Genomic DNA, 16,735 nt, shown 5'->3' with positions numbered 1-16,735 from the left:
CCCTTGCCGAAACCCCCTTGTGGCCCCGTGGGCGGAGGGGGGGCATGGGGGCGGGCAGGGTCAAGATGCAGTGCCGCCCGCCGCGATGGACGCAACAAGCTGGGGCAGGGTACCGAGGTCGGGCAGGGTGTGAAAGCGCGCGTGCCCGTCCGGGGGATCGGCATGTTCCAGCGCCCAGATTTCGCCATGCGGGACATGCACGCCCCAGCCCCCGGCCGAAAGAATCGGCAGCACATCGGATTTCATCGAATTGCCCACCATCATGCCCTGCGCCGCGCCCTGCCCGTGGCGGGCGAAGATGCGGGCATAGACCGCGGGCGTCTTGTCCGACACGATCTCCACCCCGTGGAACAGATCGCCAAGGCCCGAGGCGGCGAGCTTGCGTTCCTGATCCAGAAGATCGCCCTTGGTGATCAGCAGAACGCGGTGGGTGGCCGACAGCGTCTCCACCGTGGCGCGCGCATGGGGCAGAAGATCCACGGGATGGTCCAGAATGTCGCGCCCCGCCGCCAGGATCTCGGCCAGGACCGAGGCCGGAACCCGCGCCTCCGTCACCTCGATCGCGGTTTCGATCATCGACAGGGTGAACCCCTTCACGCCGAAGCCATAGCGGGCTAGGTTGCGCCGCTCGGCCTCCAGCAGACGTTCCTTCAGATGCGGGGCCTCGGTGTAATCGGCCAGGAGGTCGGTGAAGCGGTCTTCGGTCAGGCGGAAATAGGCCTCGTTCGCCCAAAGCGTGTCATCGGCGTCGAACCCGATCGTCGTCAGCATGGCGGCCCCCTTTTCCTTGAGCGAAAATCGTATATATTACGGCCATTCCCGCCCGTGAACCTCCCAAAGGCCCTTTGTTATGGCATTGATGCACCCCGTCATGACCGGATCGCGCGACCGTTCCGGCCCGGATCAGCCCAATGACGACAGCTCCATCCTGACGAAGACCAAGCCCAAGACCCAGCGCCCCCCGCTTTACAAGGTTCTGATCCTGAACGACGACTACACCCCGATGGAGTTTGTGGTCCATGTGCTGGAACGTTTCTTCGGCCTGACCCACGCCCAGGCGTTCGAGATCATGCTGACCGTGCACAAGAAGGGCCTCGCCGTGGTGGGCGTGTTCAGCCATGAGGTGGCGGAGACCAAGGTGGCGCAGGTGATGGATTTCGCCCGCCGCCACCAGCATCCGCTACAATGCACGATGGAAAAAGAAGAATAGATGCGCTCTGCCCGATTTGAACTGGCCCTGGACAGCCTGACGCTGCCCGAGGGAGGGGTGTCCGTGCTGCGCCCCCGGATGGGCGACGACCTGTCGGCCCTGCCCAAGGACCGGACGGTCGTGGTGACCGGCTTTCGGCCCGATCACGACCATTTCGCGGCGCAGGGCTGGACCGTGGCGCGGGATGTGCCGGCGGATGCGGCGACGGTGATCGTGTGCCTGCCGCGCGCCCGGGCCCATGGGCAGGCGCTGCTGGCCCGCGCGGCGCTGGCCGACCTGGCGATCGTGGACGGGCAGAAGACCGACGGCATCGAAAGCGCGCTGCGCGATCTGCGCAAGCGGGGCGAGGTGTCGGCGCCGATCATCAAGGCCCATGGCAAGCTGGCGTGGTTCCGCGCCGATCTGTCGGACTGGACGGCGCAGGATCGGGTGGTGGACGGGTTTCACGTGGCACCGGCCGTCTTTTCCGCCGATGGGCCGGATCGCGGATCGGTCCTTCTGGCGCAGGCCCTGCCCGCGCTGAAGGGGCGCGTGGTCGATCTGGGGGCGGGCTGGGGCTATTTGTCCCGCGCGGCCTTCGACAAGGGCGCGGCCGAGGTCGATCTGGTGGAGGCGGAGGCCGACGCGCTGGAATGCGCGCGCCGGAACGTGCCGGAAGGGCGCTTTCATTGGGCGGACGCCACGACGTTCAAACCCGAACGCCCCGCTCATCACGTGATCTCGAACCCGCCCTTCCACACGGGGCGCGAGGCCGACCCGGCGCTGGGGGCGGCGTTCATCCGCGCGGCGGCGCGGATGCTGGTGCCGGACGGGGCGTTCTGGATGGTGGCTAACCGCCATCTGCCCTATCGCGAGGTGCTGGCCGAAACCTTCCGTCAGGTGGAGGAGGTGGGCGGCGACAGCGCCTTCCGCGTCCTATGCGCCAAGGGGCCGGTGCGTCAGCGCGCGGCGGGATAGGCGGCCACGCATTGCGCGACGGCGGCATTGGAGGCGCGGGCCAGTTGCGCCCGTTTCGCCTGCAACTGCCCCACGGTGCGCGATTCCTGTTGCAGGTCCACCGCGACGGGGCGGGTGCGGGTGATCACCTCATCGTCCCAGCACATGCGCGGCGCGCCCGCCACGATGCGCCCGTCGCGCGTGCGGGCCGGATACCAGCCGCATTGCCGCCAGGTGGGCCGTGTCGTCTGATAGCGTTCGGTGCCATAGCCGCGGGCCAGCGTCGTCTGCCCCTCGGCGATCAGGCGATCCACGATGCGCAGATCCTGCGTCGCGCGGGACACGCATTGTTCGCGGGGCGTGGCGCAGGCGGCCAGCAGGGCAAGGGCAGGCAACAGGAACAGGGCTTTCATGGGGGCATCCTCCGCTGGCGGTGATTATAGCGTGCGGCCCTTCGGCGTCCAAGCCCCGTGATGCGGGCGATCTGTCCAATATCCCCCACCGGACCGGGATGCTAAGGTGGGCCGGAAAGAGAGGGCTTCATGGACGCCGAGAAATCCCGCGCCGCCGATTGGTTCAACACCCTGCGCGACACGATCGTCGCCGCGTTCGAGGCGGCGGAGGACACCACCGCCTCCGACCGCCCGCCGGGCCGGTTCGAGGTGACGCCGACCCGCCGGGGCGCGGATGGCGGCGGCGGCCGGATGAGCGTGATGCGCGGCGGCCGCCTGTTCGAGAAGGTGGGCGTCAACGTGTCCGCGGTGCATGGCACCCTGTCCGAAGGGGCGGCGCGGGCCATGGCGTCGCGCGGGGTGCCGGGCGTGACGGAAGATCCGCGCTTCTGGGCCTCGGGTGTCAGTCTGGTCGCGCATATGCAGAACCCGCATTGCCCCGCCGTCCACATGAACACCCGCATGTTCTGGACGCCCGGCGCATGGTGGTTCGGGGGTGGGGCCGACCTCAACCCCTGCATCGAATACGACCAGGACACCGCGCAGTTCCACGACACGCTGCGCGGGGCCTGCGACGATCACGATCCGACCTATTATCCCCGGTTCAAGGCCTGGGCGGACGAGTATTTCTTCATCCCCCACCGGGGCCGCGCGCGGGGGGTGGGCGGCATCTTCTTCGACGATCTGAACACCGGCGACTGGGAGGCGGATTTCGCCTTCACCCAAGCCGTGGGGCGGGCCTTCCTGCCTGCGTTCCTGCCCCTGACCGACCGCCGCCGCGACACCGCGTTCACCGAGGCCGACCGCGAGACGCAACTGGTCCATCGCGGGCTCTATGCCGAATACAACCTCGTCTATGACCGCGGAACGAAATTCGGGCTGGAATCGGGCCATGACGCGAATGCGGTTCTGATGAGCCTGCCGCCGCTGGCCAAGTGGGTTTAAAGCGTCGCGAGGCCTGAGGCGGCCATCAGCCGCTCGGCCTCCGCCTCCATCAGCCGTTCGCGCCCCGCGCCCGCGACCGGCACGCGGCCCCGTTCCAGCATCAGGGGCGCGGCCAGGGGGGTGACGCGCGGGCGGCGGACCAGGTCGATCTGGCCGTGCACGCGGGTCAGCATCTCTTCGATCCGCCCGAAATCGACCAGACCGCGCTCCGCCTCCTGCCGCGTGATGTCCAGCATCAGGTGGCCGGGGTCGTGGCGGCGCAGCGTGTCATAAAGGATGTCCGAGGAAAACGTCGCCTGCCGCCCCGATTTGCGCCGCCCCTGATGGCTGCGTTCGATCAGCCCGGCGATGATGGCGGAGTTGCGGAAGGTGCGTTTCATCACGGCATTGCCCTGCAACCACGTCTCCAGCCCCTCGCGCAGGTCGGTGGGGTCCAGCAGGGGGGCGGGGTCCGTCACCTCACGCAAGGACCAGATCAGCACGGCGTAATCGGTGGCGACAAAGCCCAGCGGGTCCAGCCCCGCCACCTCCATCCGCCGCGTCAGCAACAGGCCCAGCGTCTGCATCGCGTTGCGCCCGGCAAAGCCATAGACGCACATGTAATCCCGTCCCGCATCGGGGAAGGTTTCGATCAGCAGGCGGTGTTCGGCGGGCAGGCGCGAGATTTCGACCTGCAAGGCCAGCCATTCGGCGGTGTGGCGGGGCAGGGCGGAGAAATCGCCCCCCTCGAACATCTGCAGGATGCGGTGGGTCAGCAGGACCGAGGTCGCGGCCTTCACCCCGCCATAGGTGGCAATGCGCGGGTCCTTGGAGGGAGAGCGCGTGACCTCCACCGTCAGTTCGTTCAGCCCTTCATAGCGCACGATCTGACCGGCCAGCAGGAAGGTGTCGCCATGGGTCAGGGTGGCGGCGAAGCCTTCCTCCACCTCTCCCAACGGCACGCCGCCGCGCCCCTTGAAGCGGACCTTCAGCGTTTCGGTGTCGATGATGGTGCCAAGGTTCTGGCGGATCACCAGCGCCGAGCGGGGGTCGCGCAACTGCCACAACCCGTTCCGTTCCATCAGCCGCCGCCAGCGGTCATAAGCGGCCAGCGCATAGCCGCCCGTGGCGCAGAACTCCAGACAGGCGTCGAACGCGGCCCGCGTCAGATCGGCATAGGGGCCGGCGGTCCGCACCTCGTGAAACAGGACGGTCGCGTCGAACGGGCCCGCGCAGGCGGTGGCAAGAATGTGCTGGCACAGCACGTCGCGGGGTCCGGGGCCGCGGGGCGTGCCGTCCAGATCATGCGCCGTCACGGCCTGAAGGGCGGCCACGCATTCCACCACCTCGAACCGGTTGGCGGGAATCAGCAGCGCCTTCGACGGCGCGTTGTAGCGGTGGTTCGCCCGTCCGATCCGCTGCACCAGCCGCTTGACGTTCTTGGGCGCGCCCACCTGGATCACCAGATCGACGTCCCCCCAGTCGATCCCCAGATCGAGGCTGCCGGTGCAGACGATGGCCCGCAACTCCCCCGCCGCCATCGCGGCTTCCACCCTTTGGCGTTGTTCGCGCGACAGCGATCCGTGGTGGATGCCGATGGGCAGGTCCTCCTCGTTCGCCAGCCACAGGTCGCGGAAGAACAGTTCGGCCTGCGCGCGGGTGTTGTGAAAAATCAGCGTCGTCTTGTGGCGGCGCACCTGATCCAGAACCGCCGGAATGGCATAGCGCCCGCCTTCGCCCGCCCATGGGGGGGCGCGGTCGGTCTCCAGCATGGAGATGTCGGGATCGGGGCCGGGATCGGCCATCAGGATCTCGCATCCCGTGGGGGCGAGAAAGCGGGCCAGCGCAGGCGGATCCTCCACCGTGGCCGACAGGCCCACGCGCCGCATATCGGGCGCCAGCGCCTGCAGGCGGGACAGGCCCAGCATCAGCTGATCGCCGCGCTTGCTTTCGGCCAGCGCGTGAATTTCGTCCACCACCACCCGCCGCACGCCCGCAAAGATGCGGGGCGCGTCCTCATAGCTCAGCATCAGGGCAAGGCTTTCGGGCGTGGTCAGCAGGATGTGGGGCGGATCGGCCCGCTGGCGGCGACGTTTGTGCGGGCTGGTGTCGCCGGTCCGATCCTCCACCCGGATGGGCAGGCCCGCCCCTTCGATCGGCATCATCAGGTTGCGCCGGATGTCGGATGCCAGCGCCTTCAGGGGCGAGATATAGAGGGTGTGCAGCCCCTGATACCCCCCCGCCAGTTCGGCCAGCGTCGGCAGGAACCCCGCCAGCGTCTTGCCGCCGCCCGTGGGCGCGATCAACAGCGTGGCGGGGGCGTCCGCCGCCGCCAGCATCGCGCGCTGGTGCGGATGCAGCGTCCAGCCGCGCGCGGCGAACCATTGGGAAAGGGGGGCGGGCAGGTCCATTGTTGCACAGATAGCGATGCCGCAGCCCACGGCCAGAGCGGAGAAGATTGTTCTTGCCTGCCCCCCGTGCCGCCCCTAACCCTTGGCCGATGAAAATACTGTTTCTGGGCGATGTGATGGGGCGGGCCGGACGGCAGGCCATCACCGATAAACTGCCGGGTCTGCGCCGCGCGCTGTCCCTCGATTTCGTCGTCGTGAACGGCGAGAATGCCAGCGGCGGGCGCGGCCTGACCGCGGGACATGCCCGCCTGTTCCTTGAGGCCGGGGCCGATGCGATCACGCTGGGCGATCATGCGTTCGATCAAAAGGACATGCTGCAATTCGCCGAAAGCGAACCGCGCATCGTGCGGCCCCTGAACTTCGCCAAGACCGCGCCGGGCAAGGGCGCGCGCGTTCTGACGGCCACGGGCGGGCGGAAGGTGCTGGTCGCTCAGGTTCTGGGGCAGGTGTTCATGAAGCGCGCCTATGACGACCCGTTCTCGGCCATCGACACCGCGCTGAAGACCCATGGCGGGGCGGTGCAGGCGGCGGTGGTGGACATCCATTGCGAAGCCACGAGTGAGAAGATGGCCATCGGCCACTGGTGCGACGGGCGGGCCAGCCTTGTCGTCGGCACCCACACCCACATTCCCACGGGCGACGCGCAGATTCTGCCCGGCGGCACCGCCTATATGACCGATGCGGGCATGTGCGGCGATTACGACAGCGTCATCGGCATGCACAAGCTGGAACCGATCCGCCGCTTCGTGACCGGGATGCCGAAGGAGAAGTTCGAACCCGCCGCCGGTCCCGCCACGCTGTCGGGCGTCGTGGTGGAAACGGACGACCGCACCGGCAAGGCCATCTCCGTCACCCCTTTCCGCCACGGCGGGCGTTTGCAGGAGACGCATCGTGATCTTTGAAATGTCGGCGGATGTCATGCCTTGGGCCGCGCTTGCGATCCTGCTTGTGATGCTGGTGCTGTTCGTGACCGAGACCTTCCCGGTCGAGGTGACGGCCATCGCCGGGGCGGCGGTCATGCTGGTGCTGGGCATCCTGCCCATCACCGCCGCGCGCGACATCCTGTCCAACAACGCGCCCTGGACCATCGCGCTGATGTTCATCGTGGTGGGGGCGCTGGTGCGGACCGGCACCCTGGACAGCATCACCCGCATGGCCGACCATTGGGTGCGGACCCATCCCACGCACACGGTGGCGGTTCTGGCGGTGGGGGTGGTGCTGCTGTCGGCCTTCGTCAACAACACGCCGGTGGTCGTCGTCTTCCTGCCGGTGTTCATCCAACTGGCCCACACAATGGGCACCGCGCCGTCGAAGCTGCTGATCCCGCTGTCCTATCTGTCCATCCTGGGCGGCACGATGACGCTGGTCGGCACCTCGACGAACCTTGTGGTGGACGGCGTGGCCCGGCAGGCGGGGCTGGCCCCCTTCGGCATGTTCGAGATCACGCCCGTCGGCCTGCCCATCGCCATCGCGGGGCTGATCTATCTGGCCACCGTGGGCCGCTGGCTTCTGCCGCGCCGCGAGTCCATGAGCGCGCTTCTGGGCAACCGGACGAAGATGAAGTTCTTCACCGAAGTGGCGATCCCCGACGATTCCGCCCTGGTGGGGCAGAAGGTGACCGAGATCGACCTGTTCAAGCGGGGCGGCGTGCGCACGGTGGATGTGCTGCGGGGCGACATCTCGCTGCGCCGCGACATGGGGGCGGCGATCCTTGAGGCGGGCGACCGCGTGGTGCTGCGCACCCCGATGCAGGAGTTGCTGAGCCTGCAGGACCACAAGGACCTCCGCTCGGTCGACAAGCTGAGTTCGGTCCGCACCGAGACGGTGGAGGTGCTGATCACCCCCGGCTGCCGCATGATCGGGCGGCGTCTGGGCGAGATGCGGTTGCGCCGCCGCTATGGCGTCTATGTCCTGGCCGCGCATCGCCGCAACCAGAACATCGGCCGCGCGCTGGACGATCTGGTCGTGGCCGTGGGCGACACGCTGCTGCTGGAAGGGCCGATCGGCGACATCCAGCGTCTGGCGGCGGATATGGAGATGGCGGAGATCAGCCACCCGACCGAACGCCCCTTCCGGCGCAAGCGCGCGCCCATCGTCATCGGGGTTTTGGCGGGGATCGTGACCCTGTCGACCTTCAACGTCGCCCCGATCGAGATCCTCGCCCTGATCGGCGTGGCCATCGTCCTTGTCACCCGCTGCATCGACGCAGACGAGGCGTTTGCCTCCATCGACGGGCGCCTCTTGGGGATGCTGTTCGGCATGATCGCGGTCGGCGCGGGGTTGGAACATTCGGGCGCGGTGGAGCTGATCGTCGGCTACGCCCAGCCCTATATGGTGGGGCTGCCGGGTTGGGCGCTGATCTTTTTCGTCTATGCCCTGACCTCGCTTCTGACGGAACTGCTGTCGAACAACGCGGTGGCCGTGGTGGTGACGCCGGTCGCCATCGCGCTGGCGCTGGGTCTGGGCGTGGACCCGCGCCCCATCCTGATCGCCGTCATGCTGGGCGCGTCCTTCGGGTTCGCCACGCCCATCGGGTATCAGTGCAACCTGCTGGTCTATGGCCCCGGCGGATACACGTTCGGGGATTTCCTGCGCGTGGGCGTGCCGTTGAACGTGCTGATGGGGATCGTGGCGGCGGCCATCATCCCCTTGATATACGGTCTTTGACACTTGTATAGAACGCAGGATTCATAAGAACGGGAGAGGGGTCCATGGCAGGCCATTCCAAATGGGCGAACATCCAGCACCGGAAGGGCAAGCAGGACAAGCTGCGCGCCAAGGCGTTTTCCAAGCTGTCGAAGGAGATCACCGTCGCGGCCAAGATGGGCGACCCCGATCCCGAAAAGAACCCGCGCCTGCGGCTGGCGGTGAAGGCGGCGAAGTCCGTCTCCATGCCCAAGGACGTGATCGACCGCGCGATCAAGAAATCGCAAGGCGGCGACGCCGAGGATTACACCGAACTGCGCTATGAGGGCTATGGCCCCAACGGCATCGCGGTGATCGTGGAAACGATGACCGACAACGTGAACCGCACCGCGTCCAACGTCCGCAGCTATTTCACCAAGAACGGCGGCAATCTGGGCACCACCGGATCGGTGGCCTTCATGTTCGACCGCATGGGGGAGATCACCTATCCGGCCGAGGCGGGCGACGCCGACACCGTGATGATGGCCGCGCTGGAGGCGGGGGCCGAGGATGTCGAATCCGATGCCGAAGGGCACTGGATTTATTGCCCCATGGACGATCTGGCCTCCGTGGCCGACGCGCTGGAAAAAAGTCTGGGCGAGGCGACCGAGGCCAAGCTGATCTGGAAGCCGCAGACGCGGACCGAGGTCGATCTGGAAACCGCGCAGAAGCTGATGAAGCTGATCGATACGCTGGAAGAGGACGATGACGTGCAGAACGTCACCGCCAATTTCGACATCCCCGAGGATGTGGCGGCGCAGCTGGACTAGATCAGGAAGTCCAGCGGCACGAAGATCGGCTGGTCGCCCGCGCCGACAAGGGCGACCGTTTCGGGAAGATAGGTCAGCGCGGGGAAGGTGCCGCGTGCGCTGTCCTGAAACAGGAAGGTGTCCGCCGCCGGCGTGCACCATTCGGCGTTGATCCAGGATGTCGTCAGGGGCGACCACGGTGTTTCGGGTTTCGGGCCGTCTGTCGCATAAGCTTCGGTGTCAGGCATTCTGCCTCTCCCCCATTGGTGAACCTTTGATCACATAGCGTGCAAATGTTTACGTAATTCTGAATGGAACCGGATGATCACGGCGGCGTTTTCTGGATTTTTCGTCTCGCTCAGCCTGATCTTTGCCATAGGGGCGCAGAATGCGCTGGTTCTGCGGCAAGGGTTGCGGCGTGAGCATGTGGGCACGGTGGTCGCGATCTGCGCGCTGTCGGATGCCCTTCTGATCGCGGTGGGGGTGGCGGGCTTTGGCGCGGCGGCAGAGGCGGCGCCGTGGATCGGGACGGTGATGCGGTTGGCCGGGGCGGCGTTCCTGTTCGTTTATGGCGCGCTGCGGTTTCGCGCCGCGTGGCAGGGGGGCGCGGCATTGGTCCCGACATCCGCCCCCGCCGCCCCCCGCCGTCAGGTGGCGATGGCCTGCCTTCTGCTCACATGGGCCAACCCGCATGTCTATCTGGACACGCTGATGCTGATCGGCTCGGTCTCCACCCGTCATGCCCCGAATGAAACGGCGTTCGGCGTGGGGGCGGTTCTGGCGTCGCTGGTTTTCTTCGTGGCCCTTGGTTACGGTGCCCGTGGGTTGGCCCCGCTGTTGCGCCGCGCCACCGCATGGGTGGTGCTGGAGGTGGCGATGGGCGTGTTGATGTGGACTTTGGCGGCGGGGCTGGTGTGGAATGCGTGACCGGCCGGTTCAGGGTGTCTTGTGGATGTTGGTCTCGGGCCTGTCCTTCGTGGCGGTGAATGGCGCGGTGCGCGCGGCGGGCAGCGACGTGCCGTCCATCCAGGCGGCGTTCCTGCGCTATGCCTTCGGGATCGTGTTTCTGGCACCCCTGTTGCCCACGCTGATCCGGGCACGGTTTCCGTCACATATCTGGTGGCTTTTCACCTTGCGAGGGGCGTTTCATTCGGCCGCCGTGGTCGGTTGGTTCTATGCCATGGTGCATATCCCCATCGCCGAGGTGTCGGCCATCGGATACCTGACCCCCATTGCCGTGGTGGCCGGCGGCGCGCTGATCTTTGGCGAGCGGTTTTCCCTCCGCCGTGCCGCCGCCATCGGGGTGGCGATTCTGGGCACGTTGATCGTCCTGCGCCCCGGACTGCGCGAGGTGGAGCTTGGCCACCTGTCGCAGCTTTTCGCGGCGCTGATGTTTGCCGTCAGCTACCTGATCGCCAAACGTCTCAGCCGTGAGGTGCCGCCCGCGCTGGTGGTGGCGATGATGTCGATCAGCGTGGCCGTGGTGCTGGCCGTTCCGGCGATGATGGTCTGGGTGCCCCCGTCGATGGGCGATCTTGCGTGGTTTGCGATGGCGGCGGTCTTTGCCACATCGGGCCATTACTGCATGACGCGGTCCTTCGGCTGCGCGCCCTTGACGACGACACAGCCGGTGACGTTCCTGCAACTGATCTGGGCCACCCTTCTGGGCGTCCTCGTGTTTGGCGAGGCGGTGGACCCGTTCGTCCTGCTGGGCGGTGGGATGATCATCGCCGCCATCGCTTATATCACCTGGCGGGACGCGGTGCGCGCCCGCCAGATGGCGCCTCAGGCCCGGATATAGGCGCTGGCCGATTGCCAGTTCAGGCGCTGCGTCCCCTGCACGATCTCATCGCAGGCCACGGGGTCCAGCGCGGTGTCGATGCGCTTGGTCCATGATCCCTCGGGCAGGGTGAAATCGCCCTCATCGCCCGCGTTCAGGATCAAAAGCACGTCGGCCTTGGGGGTGATGACCCGCATCGCGACCACCGACAGGCCGGCATCGCCCCAGTCGCCTTCGGTCATCTCATGCCCCGCGGGGTGGTGCCATGTGACCGTCGGCCCGCCGCGTCCTTCGTCGCCCGGCGCCGTGGCCCACTGGATCTGCGACAGCGCGGTTTCCGTGCGGAAGGCCATCAGCGCCGCCACCGCGTCGGTCAGGGCGCCACGCGCCTTGTCCCAATGAATCCACGCGATCTCGCTGTCCTGACAATAGGCGTTGTTGTTGCCGTATTGGCTCTGGCCCAATTCGTCCCCGGCCAGGATCATCGGCACGCCCTGGCTGAACAGCAAGGAGGCCAGCATCGCCTTCACCCGGCGTTCGCGCGATCCGTTGACGCCCGCATCCTCCGTCTCGCCCTCGATGCCCATATTGTCGGACAGGTTGTGGTCGTGACCATCGCGCCCATCCTCGCCATTCGCCTCGTTGTGCTTGTCGTTATAGGAGACGGTGTCCCACAGGGTGAAGCCGTCATGCGCGGCCAGAAAGTTGATGGAGCTGGTGGCCGGGCGGTGCGAATGGTTGAACTGCACCGGCGATCCCGACAGCCGTTCGCTGACGGCGGGCACCATGCCCTGATCGCGTTTCCAGAACGCCCGCAGATCGTCGCGCGCCTTGTCGTTCCATTCGCGGAAGGGCCAGGGGAAACCGCCGACCTGATAGCCGCCCGCGCCCACATCCCACGGTTCGGCGATCAGTTTGACCTTGGACAGGACAGGGTCCTGACGGATGGCCGCAAAGAACGACCCCTCCCGCTCGAACCCCTGCGGCTCGCGCCCGAGGGTGGAGGCGAGATCGAAGCGGAACCCGTCCACATGCATCACCTGCACCCAGTAGCGCAGGGAATCCAAGACCATCCGCAGCACCATCGGATGCGCCACGTTCAGTGTGTTGCCGGTGCCGGTCGTGTCGAAGTGATGGCGCTTGTTCTCGGGGGACAGCAGGTAATAGGAGGCGTTGTCGATCCCCTTGAAGGACAGGGTCGGCCCCTTCTCGTTCCCTTCGGCGGTGTGGTTGTAGACCACGTCGAGAATGACCTCGATCCCCGCCTTGTGCAGCTTGCGGATCGCCTCCTTCATCTCGCGCGGGCGGCCGGTTTTCAGATATCCGCGATGGGGGGCGAAGAAGGCGATGGAGTTGTAACCCCAATAGTTGCTCAGCCCCTTTTCCTGCAGATGCCGGTCATGCAGGAAGCCGTGGATCGGCAGCAGTTCGATCGCCGTCGCACCGATGCGGTGCAGATGGTCGATCACCGCATCCGACCCCAGACCTGCGAAATAGCCGCGATCCTCTTCGGCCACGTTGGGGTTCAGCTGGGTCAGGCCCTTCACATGCGCCTCGACGATCAGGCTGTCGCACCAGCGGTGATAGAGCGCGCGGTCGGCGTCCCAGTCGAAATCGGGGTCGGTGACCACGGCCTTGGGCATGAAGGGCGCGCTGTCGCGTTCGTCGAAGGTCGTGTCGTCGCCGGGCAGGGCATAGCCGAACAGCGCGTCGTCCCATTCGGTATGGCCGATCACCTCGCGGGCATAGGGGTCAAGGAGCAGCTTGTTGGGGTTGAAGCGATGGCCGTTCTCCGGCTCGTAGGGGCCGTGGACGCGGTATCCATAGGGTTGACCGGGGCGGATGCCGGGGACATAGCCGTGCCAGATCCCGCCCTCCATGATGGGCATGTCCATCCGCTGGATCTCGGTCTCGCCTTTTTCATCGAACAGGCACAGTTCGATCCGGATGGCGTTGTCGGAGAAGATGGCGAAGTTCGTGCCATCGGCATCCACCTCCGCGCCCAGAACGTCCGAACGAGAGCGTGCGCGGTCAAAACGATAGGTCATTCAGATGCGTTCCGTGCTGAGGGAGGCCGTGGAATAGATGGGCGCCCGGGCCGAGGCGCGACGCGACAGCATCTCGGGCGTGATGAGGGTGGTGCCGCCGGTGGACACGCGGAACCAGCGCGCGTCCTCCATCGCATCCTCGCCCACCGTCAGGTCGGCGGGGATGATCGCGCCGGGGGCGACGATGGCGCGGGTCAGACGTGCGCCGGGTTCGATCCGCGCGCCGGGCATCACCACCGTGTCGTCCAGCAGGGTCCAGCGGCGTGTCATCGAGGAAGGCGGCGCCAGCGACAGACCGCCCGCGCGCAGGTTGTATCCGGTCCAGCCGTCATGGCCGGGATCCAACATGCGCCGCCCGGCGTTCACCGTGTCGGGCAGGCGGCAACGGACCAGCCCGTCGCGCAGGTCGATCCAGCTTTTGCGAAAGGCGTCCAGCGTGCCGACATCGCGCCAATAGGGGGCGCGGCCTTCATCGTCCAACATGCGGGTGTGGGCATAGGCGTGGCCGTTCGCCACGGCCAGCGGCAGGATGTGCTTGCCGAAATCATGCTCGGCGCGGTCGGCCGCCATCTCCTTCACCAGCGCGGCGCGCAGCCAGGCCCATTTGAAGACATAGATGCCCATGCTGGCCAGCGCCCGCGACGGGTCGCCCGGCATGTGCGGCGGATGGGCCGGTTTTTCCACGAACATGCGGATGCGCCCGTCGGCATCGGTGCCCATCACGCCGAAGGCGGTCGCATCGGCCAGCGGCACCGCATCGACGGCCACGGTCACATCCGCGCCGGTCATGCGGTGATCGGCGATCATCGCCGTCAGGTTCATGTCATAGATGTGGTCGCCGGCCAGCACGACGATCTCCTCGGCGCCGCTGGCGTCGATCTCGGCCATGTTGGCGGCCACCACGGCGGCCGTCCCGGCATAGCCTTCGGGCCGTCCGGTCACGGTCGGCCCATGGCGCAGCGCCATCATGGAGAAGGCGCGCCCCCAGCGGGACACCATGTGGCTGTTCAGCGTGGCGGGTTCGTATTGGGTGGCGACGATCATCTGGCGGATGCCGGACCGCACCGCGCCCGCCACCGTGAAATCGACGATGCGTCGACGGTCGCCGAACAGAAGGGCGGGCTTGCATTCGCCATGGGTCAGTTCGTGAAGGCGGGACCCTTGCCCCCCTGCCAGAAGAACCGCCAAGGTCTTCGAAAGGTCAAGTGTCGTTTCCGCCGTCATGCGCCCGCCCCATATATGATCTGTGGGGCAAGCGTTCGCGGGGCCGAACGGTTCCGGCCCCATGCGCATATTTCCGCCGCCGTTCCGTCGGGAGCGTTCACCCCTCCCAGTTGACCGACAAGGGCGCATCTTTTTTGGGCGGCCAGATGTTTCCGGCGGGGATCGGTTTGCCCGACAACGATATGGCGATGTCCAGAACCTGCCCCCCGGATTTGCGGCGCAGATGCAGGACATTGCCATTATGGGTGGCGTGGGCCGAGGCGTTTTTGAAGAAATCCGGATGGTCTTTGCGCAAGGTCAGCATCGCGCGGGTCAGGCGGGCCTTGTCGGTGTCGGCCTGCGACACGGCGCGGTAATCGACCGCAAGGCGGTTGTCGGGGTCGGTCAGCGTGTGCACCATGACCTCGGTCCCCTGAAAGATATAGGGGATGCCCGGCAGCGCGCATTTCAACGCCACCTGCGCCAGGGACAGCTGATCCGCCCGCTTCATGATCGCCCGCGCAGACCGGGGCAGGTCCTCGGCCCAGACATCGCACAGCGCCCGTCCGAAGGCGATCACGGCCCCTTCGGCCTTGGTGTCCGGATGCGTCCAGTTGGTGATCTCCTTCGCCTCGCGCAGGGCCTTTTCCAGATGGGTGGACAGCCGGTCGGCCAGATCCTCGCGGTCCGATTCCCACATGGCCAGCACGGTCTGCACGACATACCACACGGTGTTGGGGGCGATGCCCCGCGCCTGCGGCAGCTTGGCCGCCGCCTTCCACAGCGCCAGCGCCCGCTTGGGGCGGTGGGTCATGGCCACCAGCCGCATCCGCGCATCCTCGGACCGTTTGGTGTCATGCGAGGAGGTCAGGTGCACATGCCCCGGGCCCAAGGTCTGAAGCCAGTCGTCGAACGCCTCGGCGGTCATCGTCGCCTCGTCCGGCAGGCCACCCACCTCGTTCGCGGCCAGATAGCGGTTGAAGCGGAAGGCGGTCGTGTCCTCGTGCGATTTGGCCAGAAGGGCGCCGGTCACCTGCTGGAATCTCATGCGGAAGGCGCGCGCCTCGGGCGTGGCCCCTTCGGTGATGGCATGGGCAAGAAGGCGCAGCACGCGGTCGGTGCGCACATCCGCCGCCGCGTGGTCGGCGGTGGCCTGCATCACCGCGCGATCCTCGTCGCGCGCGTCCGTGTCGCTGAAATAGGTGCGATAGCGGGGGAAGTGCCGCAGCAAGGCCAGCACCGCCTCGCGCACCCATTCCGGCCCCGCCTCCGCCTCGGGGCCGAGGGCCGCCTGTCCCAGATCCACCAGTTGCCGCAGTTCGGCGGCCAGGTCGCCCTGCGCCACCTCATCCTTGGCGATGGCCAGCGCATCCTCGAAATCGCCCTCGATCCCGGTGGCCGCGCGCCATGCGCCGTCGATCCGGGCCAGCCCGTCCGCATCCGTCAGCACCCGCGCCAGCGCCCGCCCGGATTCGTAGCCGGTGGTGCCAAGGGTCTTCCAGTCGGCGGGCAGCGCCTCGTCCCCCGTCAGGATCTTCTCCACCCAGATCGGGGTGTCCGGCAGCGCCTCGGCCATCCGGTCCAGATATTGTTTCGGATCGGACAGCCCGTCGATATGGTCCACCCGCAGCCCCTGCACCTTGCCCGAACGCACCAGATCGAAGATCAGCGCATGGGTGTCGGCAAAGACCTGATCGTCTTCCACCCGCATCCCGATCAGGCCCGTCACGTTGAAAAAGCGCCGATGGGTGATCCCGTCGCGTTCGTATTCCCAGAAGGTCAGGCGATAGGCCTGCGCGTCATGCGCGTATTCCATCGTTTCGGTGCCGGGGCGCAGCGGCATGTGGATGCTGCCATCGGTCAGCTTGCCGTCCTCCACCCGCAGATCCGCCTGGGCCGCGGGGGCGGTCAGGAAGGGCACGACCAGCCGTCCCTTGCCCCAGTCGATATCGAAATGAAGGGCATAACGGCTGTCCTCGCCATGGGTCAGCACATCCACCAGCCAAGGGTTTTCCAGATTGAACGCCGTGTGGTTCGGCACGATGTCCAGCACGATGTCGATGCTGGCCGCCCGCGCGGCGCGGGCCAGCGCGTCGAACCCCTCCTGACCGCCAAGGCTGTCATCGATGCGGGTGGGGTCGGTCACGTCATACCCGTGGGTGGACCCGGTCGTCGCCTGAAAGATCGGCGACAGATACAGATGCGTGATCCCGCTGGCCGTCAGATGGGGGATAAGGTCGATGCCGGTCTGAAATGTGCGGCCGTCGCGCAGCAGCAGGTGATACAGGGCGGTGGGCAGGGGGGTCATGGAAGTCCTCGGGGCTGGATGACGGATGG

Annotated in this window: 15 protein-coding genes; 8 read left to right on the top strand and 7 right to left on the bottom strand. The window is 66.9% G+C overall.

Annotated elements, in window-relative coordinates:
- Nucleotides 1-60: 60 nt before the first annotated feature.
- A complete protein-coding gene (locus MU449_RS11710; protein ID WP_244738312.1) occupies nt 61-771 on the bottom strand; it encodes an HAD family hydrolase in 711 nt (236 codons plus the stop codon).
- A 100-nt stretch (nt 772-871) separates the two neighbouring features.
- Here MU449_RS11710 and clpS point away from each other — a divergent pair, with 100 nt between their 5' ends.
- Both clpS and MU449_RS11700 read left to right on the top strand, forming a co-directional pair.
- Complete coding sequence (clpS, locus tag MU449_RS11705; protein WP_425310605.1) at nt 872-1,210, top strand: ATP-dependent Clp protease adapter ClpS; 339 nt, start codon at nt 872-874, stop codon at nt 1,208-1,210.
- Nucleotides 1,211-2,167, top strand: a complete 957-nt coding sequence (locus MU449_RS11700; RefSeq protein WP_244738311.1) for a class I SAM-dependent methyltransferase — start codon at nt 1,211-1,213, stop codon at nt 2,165-2,167.
- Here the strand turns inward: MU449_RS11700 and MU449_RS11695 are convergent.
- A complete protein-coding gene (locus MU449_RS11695) occupies nt 2,149-2,559 on the bottom strand; it encodes a hypothetical protein (protein WP_244738310.1) in 411 nt (136 codons plus the stop codon). The genes MU449_RS11700 and MU449_RS11695 overlap by 19 nt on opposite strands.
- Before the next feature lie 129 nt (nt 2,560-2,688).
- On the opposite strand from MU449_RS11695, the gene hemF reads away from it, so the two are divergent.
- Nucleotides 2,689-3,543: an oxygen-dependent coproporphyrinogen oxidase gene (gene hemF, locus MU449_RS11690; RefSeq protein WP_244738309.1), complete on the top strand. Its 855-nt coding sequence runs from the start codon at nt 2,689-2,691 to the stop codon at nt 3,541-3,543.
- Here the strand turns inward: hemF and MU449_RS11685 are convergent.
- Nucleotides 3,540-5,933 (bottom strand): ligase-associated DNA damage response DEXH box helicase, encoded by a 2,394-nt coding sequence (locus tag MU449_RS11685; protein ID WP_244738308.1) that lies wholly within the window; start codon nt 5,931-5,933, stop codon nt 3,540-3,542. The two genes, hemF and MU449_RS11685, sit on opposite strands and share 4 nt — an antisense overlap.
- An 89-nt stretch (nt 5,934-6,022) precedes the next feature.
- On the opposite strand from MU449_RS11685, the gene MU449_RS11680 reads away from it, so the two are divergent.
- Genes MU449_RS11680 through MU449_RS11670 form a run of 3 tightly spaced genes read left to right on the top strand, consistent with a single transcriptional unit; the run spans nt 6,023 to nt 9,388 of the window.
- Complete coding sequence (locus MU449_RS11680) at nt 6,023-6,835, top strand: TIGR00282 family metallophosphoesterase (RefSeq protein WP_244738306.1); 813 nt, start codon at nt 6,023-6,025, stop codon at nt 6,833-6,835.
- Nucleotide 6,836: 1 nt separating this feature from the next.
- A complete protein-coding gene (locus tag MU449_RS11675) occupies nt 6,837-8,600 on the top strand; it encodes an SLC13 family permease (protein WP_244739050.1) in 1,764 nt (587 codons plus the stop codon).
- 44 nt (nt 8,601-8,644) lie between these two features.
- On the top strand, nt 8,645-9,388 hold the full coding sequence (locus MU449_RS11670; RefSeq protein ID WP_244738305.1) for a YebC/PmpR family DNA-binding transcriptional regulator: 744 nt from the start codon (nt 8,645-8,647) through the stop codon (nt 9,386-9,388).
- Here MU449_RS11670 and MU449_RS11665 read toward each other — a convergent pair.
- The gene (locus MU449_RS11665; protein ID WP_244738304.1) at nt 9,385-9,615 is read right to left on the bottom strand and encodes a hypothetical protein; all 231 of its coding nucleotides are present in this window, start codon (nt 9,613-9,615) and stop codon (nt 9,385-9,387) included. The genes MU449_RS11670 and MU449_RS11665 overlap by 4 nt on opposite strands.
- Nucleotides 9,616-9,688: 73 nt before the next feature.
- On the opposite strand from MU449_RS11665, the gene MU449_RS11660 reads away from it, so the two are divergent.
- Nucleotides 9,689-10,294 carry a LysE/ArgO family amino acid transporter gene (locus tag MU449_RS11660; RefSeq protein ID WP_244738303.1) on the top strand — a complete coding sequence of 202 codons (606 nt, stop codon included), beginning with the start codon at nt 9,689-9,691 and terminating at the stop codon, nt 10,292-10,294.
- Nucleotides 10,287-11,168 carry a DMT family transporter gene (locus tag MU449_RS11655; RefSeq protein ID WP_244738302.1) on the top strand — a complete coding sequence of 294 codons (882 nt, stop codon included), beginning with the start codon at nt 10,287-10,289 and terminating at the stop codon, nt 11,166-11,168. The genes MU449_RS11660 and MU449_RS11655 overlap by 8 nt, the downstream gene beginning before the upstream one ends.
- Here MU449_RS11655 and glgX read toward each other — a convergent pair.
- From glgX to treY, 3 genes are all read right to left on the bottom strand, one after another.
- On the bottom strand, nt 11,153-13,195 hold the full coding sequence (gene glgX / locus MU449_RS11650; RefSeq protein ID WP_244738300.1) for a glycogen debranching protein GlgX: 2,043 nt from the start codon (nt 13,193-13,195) through the stop codon (nt 11,153-11,155). The genes MU449_RS11655 and glgX overlap by 16 nt on opposite strands.
- Nucleotides 13,196-14,419: a sugar phosphate nucleotidyltransferase gene (locus tag MU449_RS11645; RefSeq protein ID WP_244738298.1), complete on the bottom strand. Its 1,224-nt coding sequence runs from the start codon at nt 14,417-14,419 to the stop codon at nt 13,196-13,198.
- Between the two features lie 97 nt (nt 14,420-14,516).
- Nucleotides 14,517-16,706, bottom strand: coding sequence for a malto-oligosyltrehalose synthase (gene treY / locus MU449_RS11640; RefSeq protein ID WP_244738296.1), 2,190 nt, complete (start codon nt 16,704-16,706; stop codon nt 14,517-14,519).
- Nucleotides 16,707-16,735 lie beyond the last annotated feature (29 nt).

Origin of the sequence: Falsirhodobacter halotolerans (assembly GCF_022899245.1) — a bacterium.
GTDB classification, from domain to species: domain Bacteria; phylum Pseudomonadota; class Alphaproteobacteria; order Rhodobacterales; family Rhodobacteraceae; genus Falsirhodobacter; species Falsirhodobacter halotolerans.
This window is presented reverse-complemented; position numbering and strand designations above follow the sequence as displayed.

Bases quoted from the DNA above. Each gene is read 5' to 3' on its own strand.
- MU449_RS11710 (WP_244738312.1), bottom strand. From the start codon at position 771: ATGCTGACGACGATCGGGTTCGACGCCGATGACACGCTTTGGGCGAAC.
- clpS (WP_425310605.1), top strand. From the start codon at position 872: ATGACCGGATCGCGCGACCGTTCCGGCCCGGATCAGCCCAATGACGAC.
- MU449_RS11700 (WP_244738311.1), top strand. From the start codon at position 1,211: ATGCGCTCTGCCCGATTTGAACTGGCCCTGGACAGCCTGACGCTGCCC.
- MU449_RS11695 (WP_244738310.1), bottom strand. From the start codon at position 2,559: ATGAAAGCCCTGTTCCTGTTGCCTGCCCTTGCCCTGCTGGCCGCCTGC.
- hemF (WP_244738309.1), top strand. From the start codon at position 2,689: ATGGACGCCGAGAAATCCCGCGCCGCCGATTGGTTCAACACCCTGCGC.
- MU449_RS11685 (WP_244738308.1), bottom strand. From the start codon at position 5,933: ATGGACCTGCCCGCCCCCCTTTCCCAATGGTTCGCCGCGCGCGGCTGG.
- MU449_RS11680 (WP_244738306.1), top strand. From the start codon at position 6,023: ATGAAAATACTGTTTCTGGGCGATGTGATGGGGCGGGCCGGACGGCAG.
- MU449_RS11675 (WP_244739050.1), top strand. From the start codon at position 6,837: ATGTCGGCGGATGTCATGCCTTGGGCCGCGCTTGCGATCCTGCTTGTG.
- MU449_RS11670 (WP_244738305.1), top strand. From the start codon at position 8,645: ATGGCAGGCCATTCCAAATGGGCGAACATCCAGCACCGGAAGGGCAAG.
- MU449_RS11665 (WP_244738304.1), bottom strand. From the start codon at position 9,615: ATGCCTGACACCGAAGCTTATGCGACAGACGGCCCGAAACCCGAAACA.
- MU449_RS11660 (WP_244738303.1), top strand. From the start codon at position 9,689: ATGATCACGGCGGCGTTTTCTGGATTTTTCGTCTCGCTCAGCCTGATC.
- MU449_RS11655 (WP_244738302.1), top strand. From the start codon at position 10,287: ATGCGTGACCGGCCGGTTCAGGGTGTCTTGTGGATGTTGGTCTCGGGC.
- glgX (WP_244738300.1), bottom strand. From the start codon at position 13,195: ATGACCTATCGTTTTGACCGCGCACGCTCTCGTTCGGACGTTCTGGGC.
- MU449_RS11645 (WP_244738298.1), bottom strand. From the start codon at position 14,419: ATGACGGCGGAAACGACACTTGACCTTTCGAAGACCTTGGCGGTTCTT.
- treY (WP_244738296.1), bottom strand. From the start codon at position 16,706: ATGACCCCCCTGCCCACCGCCCTGTATCACCTGCTGCTGCGCGACGGC.